The sequence below is a fragment of the Ectobacillus soli genome (assembly GCF_042610425.1).
Lineage (GTDB): Bacteria > Bacillota > Bacilli > Bacillales > Bacillaceae_G > Ectobacillus.
The window spans coordinates 471,380-483,809 of record NZ_JBGJZM010000001.1 but is presented as its reverse complement, the minus strand read 5'-3'; the positions used below and the strand labels follow the sequence as shown (position 1 = coordinate 483,809).

Annotated in this window: 13 protein-coding genes; 2 read left to right on the top strand and 11 right to left on the bottom strand. The window is 37.9% G+C overall.

Features of this window, described 5'->3' with window-relative positions:
* Position 1 precedes the first annotated feature (1 nt).
* Positions 2 to 415 carry a methylmalonyl-CoA epimerase gene (mce, locus tag ACAN53_RS02505; RefSeq protein ID WP_379966538.1) on the bottom strand — a complete coding sequence of 138 codons (414 nt, stop codon included), beginning with the start codon at positions 413 to 415 and terminating at the stop codon, positions 2 to 4.
* Between the two features lie 172 nt (positions 416 to 587).
* Here mce and prli42 point away from each other — a divergent pair, with 172 nt between their 5' ends.
* On the top strand, positions 588 to 680 hold the full coding sequence (gene prli42, locus ACAN53_RS02500) for a stressosome-associated protein Prli42 (protein ID WP_379966535.1): 93 nt from the start codon (positions 588 to 590) through the stop codon (positions 678 to 680).
* Between the two features lie 53 nt (positions 681 to 733).
* On the opposite strand, the gene ACAN53_RS02495 is transcribed toward prli42, so the two are convergent.
* Positions 734 to 1,249 (bottom strand): L,D-transpeptidase, encoded by a 516-nt coding sequence (locus tag ACAN53_RS02495; protein WP_379966532.1) that lies wholly within the window; start codon positions 1,247 to 1,249, stop codon positions 734 to 736.
* Positions 1,250 to 1,472: 223 nt separating this feature from the next.
* Between ACAN53_RS02495 and ACAN53_RS02490 the strand changes: the two genes are divergently transcribed.
* On the top strand, positions 1,473 to 1,751 hold the full coding sequence (locus ACAN53_RS02490) for a hypothetical protein (protein WP_379966529.1): 279 nt from the start codon (positions 1,473 to 1,475) through the stop codon (positions 1,749 to 1,751).
* Between the two features lie 53 nt (positions 1,752 to 1,804).
* Here the strand turns inward: ACAN53_RS02490 and ACAN53_RS02485 are convergent, their stop codons facing one another.
* The 9 genes from ACAN53_RS02485 to ACAN53_RS02445 all read right to left on the bottom strand — a co-directional run bounded on the left by ACAN53_RS02485 (position 1,805) and on the right by ACAN53_RS02445 (position 12,426).
* A complete protein-coding gene (locus ACAN53_RS02485; RefSeq protein ID WP_379966526.1) occupies positions 1,805 to 2,527 on the bottom strand; it encodes an amino acid ABC transporter ATP-binding protein in 723 nt (240 codons plus the stop codon).
* Complete coding sequence (locus tag ACAN53_RS02480) at positions 2,520 to 3,179, bottom strand: amino acid ABC transporter permease (RefSeq protein ID WP_379970229.1); 660 nt, start codon at positions 3,177 to 3,179, stop codon at positions 2,520 to 2,522. The genes ACAN53_RS02485 and ACAN53_RS02480 overlap by 8 nt, the downstream gene beginning before the upstream one ends.
* A 182-nt stretch (positions 3,180 to 3,361) precedes the next feature.
* Positions 3,362 to 4,135, bottom strand: a complete 774-nt coding sequence (locus ACAN53_RS02475) for a transporter substrate-binding domain-containing protein (protein WP_379966523.1) — start codon at positions 4,133 to 4,135, stop codon at positions 3,362 to 3,364.
* 327 nt (positions 4,136 to 4,462) lie between these two features.
* A complete protein-coding gene (locus tag ACAN53_RS02470; RefSeq protein WP_379966520.1) occupies positions 4,463 to 5,485 on the bottom strand; it encodes an anti-sigma factor domain-containing protein in 1,023 nt (340 codons plus the stop codon).
* Complete coding sequence (sigI, locus tag ACAN53_RS02465) at positions 5,478 to 6,197, bottom strand: RNA polymerase sigma-I factor (RefSeq protein WP_379966518.1); 720 nt, start codon at positions 6,195 to 6,197, stop codon at positions 5,478 to 5,480. The genes ACAN53_RS02470 and sigI overlap by 8 nt, the downstream gene beginning before the upstream one ends.
* Before the next feature lie 511 nt (positions 6,198 to 6,708).
* A complete protein-coding gene (locus ACAN53_RS02460; protein WP_379966515.1) occupies positions 6,709 to 7,143 on the bottom strand; it encodes a BrxA/BrxB family bacilliredoxin in 435 nt (144 codons plus the stop codon).
* A 70-nt stretch (positions 7,144 to 7,213) separates the two neighbouring features.
* The gene (gene meaB / locus ACAN53_RS02455; RefSeq protein WP_379966512.1) at positions 7,214 to 8,320 is read right to left on the bottom strand and encodes a methylmalonyl Co-A mutase-associated GTPase MeaB; all 1,107 of its coding nucleotides are present in this window, start codon (positions 8,318 to 8,320) and stop codon (positions 7,214 to 7,216) included.
* Positions 8,321 to 10,471: a methylmalonyl-CoA mutase gene (gene scpA, locus ACAN53_RS02450; RefSeq protein ID WP_379966509.1), complete on the bottom strand. Its 2,151-nt coding sequence runs from the start codon at positions 10,469 to 10,471 to the stop codon at positions 8,321 to 8,323.
* Positions 10,468 to 12,426, bottom strand: a complete 1,959-nt coding sequence (locus ACAN53_RS02445) for a methylmalonyl-CoA mutase subunit beta (protein WP_379966506.1) — start codon at positions 12,424 to 12,426, stop codon at positions 10,468 to 10,470. Before ACAN53_RS02445 ends, scpA begins: the two co-directional genes overlap by 4 nt.
* Positions 12,427 to 12,430 lie beyond the last annotated feature (4 nt).

The window sequence follows — 12,430 nt, the reverse complement described above, 5'->3', positions numbered from 1 at the left end:
TTTACACCTCGGCCCCTATCTTTTTCTCACATAGTTCATATAACACACCGTGCGCAGCTTTCGGATGCATAAATGCAATCTTCGATCCGTGTGCTCCATTGCGTGCTGTTTCGTCAATCATTCGAATTCCCTTTTCTTTCATTTCTTGCAGACGCTCTTCGATTGAGTTAACTCCGAGTGCTACATGGTGAATTCCTTCACCGCGTTTTTCGATAAATTTTGCAATAGGACTACTTTCTGTTAGCGGTTCCAAAAGTTCCAACTTACTTTCTCCCAATTGCAAAAATGCTACTCTTACTTGTTGGGATTCAACCTCTTCTTCACCTAGTAATTTTAGTTGCAAAGCTTCAGTGTAAAACGGAAGAGATTCTTTCAAAGATCGAACCGCAATACCAATATGATCGATTTTCTTCATTTTGTACTTCACCCCTTGTTGAACGTTAGATGCAAAAATGCACATTCTTCTTATATATTCTACATGAATTTTTAATTTCCTGTTAACTTATAAAATTTTTATCGAAATTTGTCCCTTGTTCTGTTTCTTTACCATCGTTACAATAAGTCTATGAACGTATAGGAGGTTTATCATGAACAAACGAGCGCAAAAAATTTTCATTTACATTATGCTCATATGTATGTTACTCACTACCATTCTAACAGGCATTAGTATGTTTTGGTAAAATGTCGGCCGATTATTCGGCCGACATTATTTTTTACTTAAATATATAACTTCTTATTTGCTTGAAATAGCTCCCTTTTCTTTGGCAATCTCTGCAAAGGATCTCATGCTACTTACGATTAGCACTTTTGTTCCAATAGGGATATGGGAATATAAATATTCTATATCTTGTTTGTACATACGTATACAGCCACTTGAAATATATTTTCCAATCGAATCTGGGTCGCTCGTCCCGTGAATTCCATATTTGGTCCCATCCGTTCCTCTTGCATTAAATCCAATCCAACGAGTACCAAGAGGATTTTTAGCACTCCCGCCTGGAATATTTTTTTTTATATAATATGGATTTTCTAGCTTTGCTACAATATCGAATTCACCTTCGGGAGTTAACGTTTTTGTTTTACCAGTAGCAATCGGAAAAACCCCTTGAATTTCTCCTTGATCAATATAGGCAAGTTTATTACTTAGTTTATTTACAATTATATAAGGATCGCCTACTCTTGGATTCTCACCGAGTGGCCAAAGGGGAGAAAATACCATTACAAGAATAATGGACAGAATGTGGTTCATCGTACTTCCTTCTTTCTGAAGCCATTTTTCATATATTTCCCCATGCTTTCATTTTTCATTAAATGCCCCGAAAAAATTATGGAAGAAAGAAGGATTCCACTGTAGTACTGTCATATTAAAGCTATATGCATGATTTCCATGTAAACGAATACAAGTATATAAATAGCATTGCAATTTCATGCTGAAAAAATGTAAATACATGTAGGATGGGGAGAGGGAAAGTATGAAAATTTATAGTTTTTTTACTTTTTATGTCGTGGTTTCTATTCTATATGGCTGCTTTAAAGGGTTATTCGTCTTTCTAAAGCTATATGCCCCTTTTGTTACACTTCCCGCCCCACTTCTTGAAAGTTTCGGATTTGTTTTATACATGCTGTTTTCTATTTCTGTTGCATTTGCCTATTTAAAACGAATTCGTTACTCCATTCCGGTTGCTTTATTTTCATTACTTTGGACTTCAAATATCGTTTGGATTTGGATCTATCTTCATTTCCTTATATAAATGTCAAAAAAAGTGCCCCATTAATACGATTAGGGGCACCTTTTTCTTACACTTTACAGCATTTTTTGTAAAAATTCTTGGGCTCGTGCACTCTTCGGAGCAGTAAAAAATTCGGATGGTGGTGCATCTTCGATTAACTTGCCATCCTCTAGAAATAAAACACGATCTGCCACTTCTCTGGCAAATCCCATTTCATGTGTAACAATCATCATCGTCATACCCGTATGAGCAAGGGACTTCATTACTTCAAGTACTTCTTTTACCATTTCAGGATCAAGTGCTGAGGTTGGTTCATCAAATAACATGACTTCCGGCTCCATTGCAAGTGCTCTTGCAATTGCAACACGCTGCTTTTGTCCGCCAGATAAGCGATTGGGATACTCATTCGCTTTTTCACTCAAGCCAACCTTGGCAAGCAATTTTTGCGCCTTATTGTCTGCCTCTGCCTTGGTCATCCCCTTCACTTTCATCGGTGCATACGTTAAGTTCTCCAAAACAGTCATATGAGGAAACAGATGAAAATGTTGAAATACCATACCTACATGTTGACGTACCTTCATAATATCTGTTTGTTTATCTGTAACGTCTTCGTCTTTAATCCAGACATGACCACTTGTAGGTTGCTCAAGTAAGTTGATACAACGTAAAAAGGTTGACTTTCCTGATCCAGACGGTCCGATAACGGCAACAACTTGTCCTTGCTCAATGGTAGTTGAAATATTCTTCAATACTTCAAGCTCACCAAAAGATTTGTATAATCCTTCAATTTTAATCACTTTTTCTCATTCTCCCTTCAATTGCTTTTCCGAGAATTGTCAATAGGATGACTAAAATGTAGTAAATAGCCCCTACGAAAAGAAGTGGTTCAAAATACGCATACTTTTCCCCACCAACGATATACGCACGACGCATCAAATCACTCGCACCTATTACCGTAACAACCGCTGATTCTTTCGTAAGTGAAATAAATTCATTCATAAGTGCAGGCAAAATATTTTTAATCGCTTGTGGTAATATAATGTTCATCATCATTTTACGATAAGGAATACCAAGTGCCATAGCTGCTTCCGTTTGGCCCTTATCAACCGCTTGAACACCAGCACGAATAATTTCTGACATATATGCGCCCGAATTCAAACCAAAAGCTAGCACGGCTGCTAGAAATGAATTAATATCATAGCCCGTAATTTGCGGTAACCCGTAGTAGATAATCATCAGTTGTAATACAAGTGGTGTTCCGCGAAAAAGCGAAGTATATGCATCTGCAAACCAACCAAGAGCTCGTATTCTAGCAATTTTAAATAAAGCAAGCAGCGTACCAAGCACAAAACCAATAACAGCTGCTACTGCAACAATTTGCAGCGTAACTTGTAACCCTAATAATATATAAGGCATCGATGGGACGATTTGATTAAAATCAAGCTTCATCTCTGCAACCATTCCTCTCTTACGTATACTTCATCTCTTTCACATTATAAAGTGAAACGTTCCATGCAAAAAGCTATTTGTGTCGTAATTAAATATTTCCATAGAAGAACACAATTTACAGCAGAGGTAGCCCCTGCTGTAAATTGTGTTCCCAATACATATGTGATTAAGGCTAACTTACTTTATTGTGCGTCAAACCATTTTTTAACTAGCTTGTCCAATTCGCCATTTTGTTTCATCTTTTGAATAACTTTATTAAAATCAGCTGTATATTTACTTCCCTTAGGAAATGCAATGGCAGATCCAGATTCATCGGCAGCTTCTGGAATATCTGCACCCTTAAGTTCAGGAAGTTTTGTTAAATATCCTTTTGCAACTGTGTTTTCTACAATAATTGCATCAACACGTCCAGCTTTTAATTCTTCAAATAAATCAGGTACACGATTACGTCCTTCTATTTTAAAGTCAGTTTGTTTTTGTAAGTCTTTCGCTTTCGTTTCTTGAATAGAGCCTGTTTGTACACCAACTGTTTTCCCTTTTAAATCATCCATCTTTTGTACAGTACCATTTTTAGAAATAACAACATTTTTAGCTGTAAAATAAACATCTGAGAAGTCAGCATTCTTTTTACGTTCATCTGTAGGTGTCATACCAGCCATAACGAAGTCTACTTTACCAGCTTGCATAGATGCTAATAAACCGTCAAAGTCACTATCTTTTACTTGAATTGTATATCCTAGTTCTTTTCCAATATAATTTGCGATATCAATGTCAAATCCGATTGGCTTATCGCTTTTTGATGAATCCACATACTCATACGGCTTGTAGTCGGCAGAAGTTCCCATTACAAGAACTTTATTAGTGCTATTGCTTGATGTATCTTGCTTCTTAGTACAAGCACCAAGTACCCCAATTGTTAAAACGCCAGCTAAAACGAGTAGTACTAGCTTTTTCATATTTGTTCCCTCCGTTGTAACGTTTCTTTATTTTTCTATAAGTAGCTTTTTATTTAACAAACTGTATTTTAACACACATTTATAATTATGCAATAATTAATCGCTAAAAAACTACAATGTTTTTTCAAATGCTCCATAAAGAATAGTTATTTTCTTACCATAGCCTTATTATTCTCCTTTCATTTTACATTTATGTGTATAGTTATCAGGCAGAAGATGCATATTTATTCCTTTTTATGCAATATTCAATTGGTTGGAATAAGCTGAAAAAAGCTACAAAAAAACATATCGTTTTTCAGTAGCCTCTATCCATGTTTCTTACTTTTTCTATTTCTCATTATGATGCGTATCTTGCTCTCGTTCCTGCTGTTTATTCTTCTCGTTTGTACTATCCTTTCTTACCTGTTCTTTGTTTTGCTCATTTTTTATTTTTTCTACAGTTGAACCAGCAGGCTGATTGGACTTATTGGTAGGGTTAGCCGGTGTAAGCTTTTTATTTTCATTTCCTACTACTTGCTGTTCTCCTTCAGGAAACTCTATCATTCCTTGCTTTTTCTCTTCTTTAAAATAGTTCTGATGATTAACCTCATTCGATGAAGAGGAAGAGTCTTTCGGAAATGTGGTTTGCTGCGACATCTCCCCTTCGCTTGAAATGTTTGCAGAATGATTCAAAATGTAAGGTGCGGATGATTCCGTTTGGAGAAATGGATCCTTTTTCTGGTATTCCTTTCCTACATAAGGTCCTAAACGAAAGCCTTCCTTTTTCATTTCCTCTTGAATTTTCAATTTGCCTGCTTTCCATATAATCATAATATCCTCTTGCTTATACTCATCCTGAAAATGCTTAACTAGCTTTTCAAGCTGATTCTCAAGCACAGTATCACTTTTATCCTTTAATACAGAAGTAAGAGTGACTTTCTTTCCTGGTATTAAATAACCATCCTTTTCACTTTGTTCAAATATATGCTGTAGAACTTCTTGAAGGGGTTTTCCCTTCCAATCCCTTATTTCCTTCAAAATTCTTTCTCCATCTTGATTATGTGCTTTCAAATCCTTTACATATAAATGATTTGTGACACTTGCCTCTAAATTGGGAGTAATATCAATTGAGACGTAAGCCATTACCTTGTCTTCTGGTCGATAGAAAAGGATGAATAGGACTATACATGCAGCAATTGTTAGTACAGGCTTTAAAAAGAGGCGTCTTACCGTTATATCTTGAGGAGTATATTGAATTTCAGACCCAATTTCATATGTACCTTCCCCTTTGTTACATGTAACAAAGTTTCCTTCAGGTGTTAGTAACACGATACGACGCGAACGTACTTCCATAACAACACCTTTACTCATCCTTCATCCCCCCCTCTATGTAACCTTTAATATAGGTGTATTCATTACTAAAAATGAGACACATGGTAATTATGTACTTTCGATGACGTTCCAATGTTTTACGACTCATACTGACTTTTGATTCAAGTTTCTTTAATGGCAGCTTTTTCTTTCGAAACAATTCCTCTAGTAGTTCCTCTTCTTTCACAATTTGTTTCGCAACCGCTATCATAGCTGACCTTGTATCCTGATGCTTTGGTGACTCTTTCACCAGTTCAGACAAAGAGATCTTAAATTCTTTAAGCAAGCCACGTAAATGGAGAATTTCTTCCCTACGATTTTGATTGTCCATTTCCTGCAAATATTTAAACTGAGATTGCTCGGAATCAATGGTTTCCCCCACTTCATCAAAGGAGACAAATGTTCTACGCGTTTCCTTACGTAAATAATCAATAATGTCTCGTTTCATAAGGAGTTTTGCAAATGAGAGGAATGAGCTACCCTTTGTGTACGAATATTGTTGCAAAGCTTCGTTGAATGCAACTAAGCCAATGCTATATTCATCGTCTTGTTCCGTTATATAACGATGACGAATAGATGAAATGGTGCTACGAATAAAAGGGCGATAGGCTAGAATAAATGCTTCTTTATCTCCATTTCCAGCTTGTAAATTCATGACTTCTTCCTCGATTGTTGGCTTTTTCTTAACAACATGTAGTAATAAATGTAGCACTGCGAGCTCCTCCCTCCCTTCCACAAACATAGCAGAACGGTCACTTCTCTAATAGAAGTGACCATTATAACATACGAAATTACTAGTCGTTGTTTTCTTTTTTGTTACGTTTATTACCGATTTGTTTGCGATTGCGAAGCGAAGTTTCTTTTTGTTACTGTTCGCTCATTTTTTATATTTATATTTATTTGCATTTCCCCTACTTAGCCTACTCTTCTGCTTCTTACAATCATACAAATAGTTTTTTGTGTATAGTATGTCTTTCCCCTATTTACTAGTAATATCATAATTATTGCCTACTACTCCCCACTTCATCTTTCAATTCTAATTCGTTTTTGCTTTCTTCCTTATACTTATTCGAAAGAAGATTCATCTTTATGGGGGTACAAATAAATAAAATAAAATAAAATAAAAAAATCATGATACAACCCTTTTCCTCTGCGAAAGGGATTGTATCATGATCTATGCATCCAACATTTAATTGACAAATTCACATTTTTGTAATGATATCTTATACTTCTTGGCAATATTGATTGAAATAGTTCTGTAACTTTTCAACAACCTCAATTGGTGAATGTCCTTCAATTTCGTGCCGTTGTATCATAGTTAAAATTTTTCCATCCTTTAATAAAGCAAATGACGGAGAGGATGGCGGATAGCCTTCGAAATAATCGCGTGCAAACTGAGTTGCTTCTTTATCTTGTCCTGCGAACACAGAAACAAAATGATCTGGCCGTTTATCGTAATGAACCGAATGAGCTGCCGCAGGACGAGCAATACCTCCTGCACATCCACAAACAGAGTTCACCATGACTAATGTTACACCAGATTTCGCAAATGCTTCCTCTACCTCTTCCGGTGTTTTTAATTCTGTATAACCTGCCGAACCGATTTCCTCACGAGCTTGACGTACAACATCATTCATAAAAAAATTAAAATCAACCATTGTATTCCTCCTTATGTTTCTTTGCTACTATCTTATCAATTCTAAGGTAGGAATACCAACGAAACTGCTTTTACTTATTCTCATACGTTTCCATAAGCTCCATAACAGCTTTCGTAACAGTTTGTTTCCCATGCATAATGTCTTGCTCATACTGCATTAACTGTTCTTTCATCATCGTATTGTTGAAAAATCGTATTTCAAGTTGTTCACGGATTGATGCGTACAACCAATGTCGTTTTTGATTATTCCGTCGTTGTTCAAACACACCGGATTGTTTTGTCTTTTCCTGAAAAGTAGTTACTTCCTTCCAAAACTCCTGTAAGCCTTCGTTATAAAGAGCAGAACATAGGCCTACGTGAACTTCCCATCCTTCTGTTGCCGGCTGAAACAAATGCGACATTTGTGAGTAAAGCCCAACTGTTTGCAAAGCACGAACACGATTATCTCCATCTGCCTTGTTAATTAAAATTCCATCAGCTAACTCTAAAATACCACGCTTTATACCTTGTAATTCGTCTCCTGCACCAGTAAGCGATAAAAGTAAGAAGAAGTCTACCATATCACGGACCATTCCTTCGCTCTGCCCAACTCCTACTGTTTCAACTAGAATTACATCGTAGCCAGCTGCTTCGCACAATAGCATGGTTTCTCGTGTTCTTCTATTTACCCCGCCTAATGCTCCGCCAGATGGTGAAGGACGAACAAATGCGTTTTCTTGTTGCACAAGACGTTCCATTCTCGTTTTATCACCTAGAATACTTCCCCGTGTTAGGGTACTGCTAGGATCCACCGCAAGTACTGCAACCTTAAGATTTAGTTCACAGAGCATAGTACCAAAAGCTTCAATGAATGTGCTTTTCCCAGCTCCCGGAACCCCAGTAATTCCAATACGAATGGAATTTCCTGTATACGGCAAAAGCTGTTGGATAAGTTCTTGGGCTTTTTGGTTATGTTTCCGTGCGTTACTTTCTACAAGTGTAATCGCCTGTGCAAGAAGAGTGCGATTATTATTTCGCACTCCTTCAACAAGAGTTTCTATCGATACCGTTCGTTTTTGAAAGGAATGTTTTCGCGCTACAGGCTGCTCCGTTCCTTTCATGACGGTAGTTGTGAAAGCATCCTGATTTTCTCCGCTAGTCGGCACCCATTCTGGACGTTTCATATCTTCTTGCATCATTTATTCCTCTTCGCCAAGACGACGTTCGATTTCATCTAGAATTTCTTGGGCAGCGTGTGGAATAACTGTTCCTGGTCCGAAAATTGCAGCTGCACCGTTTTCGTATAAGAATTCATAATCCTGAACCGGTATAACCCCGCCGACTATTACAACAATATCTTCTCTTCCTAGCTTACGTAATTCTTCAATAAGTTGAGGAAGTAATGTTTTATGACCACCCGCAAGCGAACTCATGCCAATGCAATGAACGTCATTTTCTACTGCTTGACGAGCTGCTTCTTCTGGAGTTTGGAATAATGGTCCCATATCTACGTCAAAACCAAGATCAGCATACGCAGTTGCTACAACCTTAGCCCCTCTATCGTGACCGTCTTGTCCAAGTTTAACAATTAAAATACGTGGACGACGACCTTCCTTATCAGCAAAGGCATCAATGTTTTGACGAACAAGTTCAATCTCATCTTGCTTGTTGTATTCAGAACGATATACGCCACTCACTGTTTGAATAACAGCTTTATGACGACCTGAAACTTTCTCAATTGCACTTGAAATTTCTCCAAGTGAAGCGCGAGCACGTGCAGCTTCGATCGCTAATGCAAGCAAGTTTCCTTCGCCTGTTTCAACAGCTTTTGTAATCGCCTCTAGTGTTTTTGCAACTACGGCTTCATCTCGATCACTCTTAAGCTGATCTAAACGTTCTAATTGTTTTTTCAATACCGCTGTATTATCAATATCTAAAATTTCAAGAGGTTCTTGCTGATCAAGACGATATGAGTTTACCCCTACGATTAATTCAGCGCCAGAATCAATATGTGCTTGTCTTCTTGCTGCCGCCTCTTCAATACGAAGCTTCGGTATACCTTTTTCAATTGCCTTTGTCATACCACCTAGGCTTTCAATTTCTTCAATATGTTCCCATGCACGGTTCATCAAATCTGATGTTAACGATTCAACGAAATAAGAACCGCCCCACGGATCGATTGTATTCGTGATTCCTGTTTCATTTTGTAAATACAACTGTGTATTACGAGCAATACGAGCCGAGAAATCAGTAGGTAATGCAATAGCTTCATCCAATGCGTTCGTATGAAGTGATTGTGTATGACCACTTGCGGCTGCAAGTGCTTCTAGACAAGTACGTGCAACGTTATTAAACGGATCTTGCTCCGTTAAGCTCCATCCTGATGTTTGTGAATGAGTACGTAATGCTGATGACTTCGAATTTTGCGGATCAAACTGCTTCATTAGCTTCGCCCAAAGAAGTCGACCTGCGCGCATCTTTGCAACTTCCATAAAGTAGTTCATACCGATAGCCCAGAAGAAAGATAGGCGCGGGGCAAATGAATCGACTTCTAATCCTGCCTTAAGTCCTGTACGAACATATTCAATACCGTTTAAGAGCGTATAAGCTAATTCTAAATCAGCAGGAGCTCCCGCTTCTTGTAAATGATAACCAGAAATACTAATGCTATTAAACTTCGGCATATTTTTAGATGTATATGCAAAAATATCTGCAATAATTTTCATGGATGTTTCTGGTGGATAAATATACGTATTACGAACCATATATTCTTTTAAAATATCATTTTGGATCGTACCTGCTAGCTGTTCTTGCTTAACACCTTGTTCTTCTGCAGCCACAATATAGAATGCTAACACAGGAAGAACGGCACCGTTCATCGTCATAGATACCGACATTTTATCTAACGGAATACCGTCAAATAATACCTTCATATCCAAAATAGAATCAATCGCAACGCCGGCTTTACCGACATCCCCTACAACACGAGGATGATCTGAGTCATAACCACGATGAGTCGCAAGGTCAAATGCTACTGACAACCCTTTTTGTCCAGCAGCTAAATTACGTTTGTAGAATGCATTACTTTCTTCCGCTGTAGAAAAGCCTGCATATTGTCTGATTGTCCACGGACGATTCGTATACATAAGAGCATACGGTCCGCGATGGTATGGTGCTACGCCTGGTTTAAAGTCTAGATAATCGAGTGACTCAATATCTTCTTCTTTATATATGGTTTTAACATCAATTTTTTCATTAGATTTATAAGCAACCGTTGCTTCTGGCTCTGTAACGGCTTCATTTGTAAATAGCGATGAATATTCTAGTGTTGAAAAGTCTGGCGTTTTCATACTGTCACCTCCAACTCATTATACATATCTTGCAACAATGGCAACAAACTGCTTACATTTGCAAGTGTGCCATCTGCTCCTGCAGCTAAAGCAGCCTCTCCTGCTCCACTTTCATCCGTACCAATTACATATAGTTTTTTTCCTACAGATGAAAGGTTCGCGATCGATGTTAAAAGTGAATCTACGTTATCATGTAAGAACACAGCTTCTACTTCTTCTATATCACCTGGCATCTTGTCCACTGTTGCAACTTCAAACCCACATGCTTTTAAAGTAGTAGCAATTGTTTTGGTATTGTCATCTTTTTCAAGTTGAACAACTAATGCACGCGGACTTCTACCCGTTTGATTTAGAAATTGGTCTGCTGCTTTACGCAATTCTTCAAATTCTTCTCCATCTCGGATTGGAAGAAAGGCTTGGATTTGTATACCATCTTTGATTTGCGATGCAGTAATGTCTCCAATTGAACTTCCTGCTGAATATGCTTCAATCAATTCTTCAACTGTTGCACCTTGATAAGAAGGAACAGTTGTTGTGTTTCGTTGTTCTTTATAAGCAAGTACAACTTCTTCTCTGTTGTATGCTTCTTTTGTGTCAGCTGTAAGCTTGTCTTCTGCAAGATTTACAAAGCGATTCGTACCGACAATTGTTTGTTTTAATGAGCGCACATTTGCAAGTCGTTGCTTCGCAATACGATTAATTTCTTCATGCAGAGAACCGTCCTCAAGCACGGCAATCATGCCGCCTTTTTTCTCAATTTCACGGAACATATCCCATGCTTGCTTAGCTAACTCATCCGTTAGCTCTTCCACATAAAACGCACCTCTTGCAGGATCGATAACTTTCTCAAGATGAGCTTCACCGCGCAAGATATGTTGAATGTTTCTAGCTAATCGTTTCCCATTTTCATTAGCAAATCCTGCTGCATCGTCATATGGAGTTACATGAAGCGTATCCGCACCGCCAATCACTGCAGAAAATGCTTCCGTTGTGGAACGAAGTAAATTAATATAAGGATCATTTACTGTTTTTGTGCGTTTTGATGTAGAAACATGAACTGGGCTTTTTACGTTAGTTAGGCCAAATTGTTCAGTGATTTTGCTCCATAATACACGGAAAGCACGAAGTTTCGCAATTTCAGTAAAGAGATAGGATCCTACTGAAAAACTGAATGTGATAGATGAAATAACATCCTTTGCTTGTAATCCTCGTTCCATCCCTGCCCGAATATATTCAACTGCAGTAGCAAATGCGATAGCTAACTCTTGTACAGCATTTGCTCCAGCATTATGATACGCATCTGTACGAACGAAGAGCGTGTGTAATTGAGGTGTATGTTCTAAACTCCATTTTATTGTTTTGGCCATATCGTCATAGCAAGCAGATAGTGATGTAACAAGCTCACCTTCTTCTGCTAAATAGCCGAGTGGATCTGCCCCAACAGTTCCTCGTAAGGAAGATAATGGAGTTTCGCTTTTCTTAGCATAGGATACTAACATTGCCAATAGCGGATACGCTGTATATCCTGTATAAAGTAGCACTGGATACTTTTCAATGGCTACCCCGTTAAAAACGCTTTCAAAATCTTTTGTAAAACTTAATGGAATACCGCGGTCTCCATCTTGTGTAGAATCACTTCCACGAAGAGTTGCTTTATCTGCAAGTAAATGCACAACTTGTTGTCCATTTTGTAATGCGTCTACAAGTATAGCATTTGCTTTGCTTGGATTTGCTGCGAATACTTCTTGTGCAATTCCTTCTCCAGCTTTCGGAAGAAGGGCAGCTACTTCCTTGAATGCATGAGCATCATCTTTTGTGTATAAAGGCTTCAGAATTACATTATCATATGTTTGTCGAAGTAAACTATCAAACGCCGTTCCTTTTAGCGCCTTTTCTGCAAGTTGCTTCCATTGTTCATAAGATACCCCTTTGAACTCCTGAAACGTCTTCTCCATATGT

Bases quoted from the DNA above. Each gene is read 5' to 3' on its own strand.
- ACAN53_RS02480 (WP_379970229.1), bottom strand. From the start codon at position 3,179: ATGAAGCTTGATTTTAATCAAATCGTCCCATCGATGCCTTATATATTA.
- ACAN53_RS02445 (WP_379966506.1), bottom strand. From the start codon at position 12,426: ATGGAGAAGACGTTTCAGGAGTTCAAAGGGGTATCTTATGAACAATGG.
- ACAN53_RS02460 (WP_379966515.1), bottom strand. From the start codon at position 7,143: ATGGTTGATTTTAATTTTTTTATGAATGATGTTGTACGTCAAGCTCGT.
- ACAN53_RS02495 (WP_379966532.1), bottom strand. From the start codon at position 1,249: ATGAACCACATTCTGTCCATTATTCTTGTAATGGTATTTTCTCCCCTT.
- meaB (WP_379966512.1), bottom strand. From the start codon at position 8,320: ATGATGCAAGAAGATATGAAACGTCCAGAATGGGTGCCGACTAGCGGA.
- ACAN53_RS02490 (WP_379966529.1), top strand. From the start codon at position 1,473: ATGAAAATTTATAGTTTTTTTACTTTTTATGTCGTGGTTTCTATTCTA.
- ACAN53_RS02470 (WP_379966520.1), bottom strand. From the start codon at position 5,485: ATGAGTAAAGGTGTTGTTATGGAAGTACGTTCGCGTCGTATCGTGTTA.
- scpA (WP_379966509.1), bottom strand. From the start codon at position 10,471: ATGAAAACGCCAGACTTTTCAACACTAGAATATTCATCGCTATTTACA.
- prli42 (WP_379966535.1), top strand. From the start codon at position 588: ATGAACAAACGAGCGCAAAAAATTTTCATTTACATTATGCTCATATGT.
- ACAN53_RS02475 (WP_379966523.1), bottom strand. From the start codon at position 4,135: ATGAAAAAGCTAGTACTACTCGTTTTAGCTGGCGTTTTAACAATTGGG.
- mce (WP_379966538.1), bottom strand. From the start codon at position 415: ATGAAGAAAATCGATCATATTGGTATTGCGGTTCGATCTTTGAAAGAA.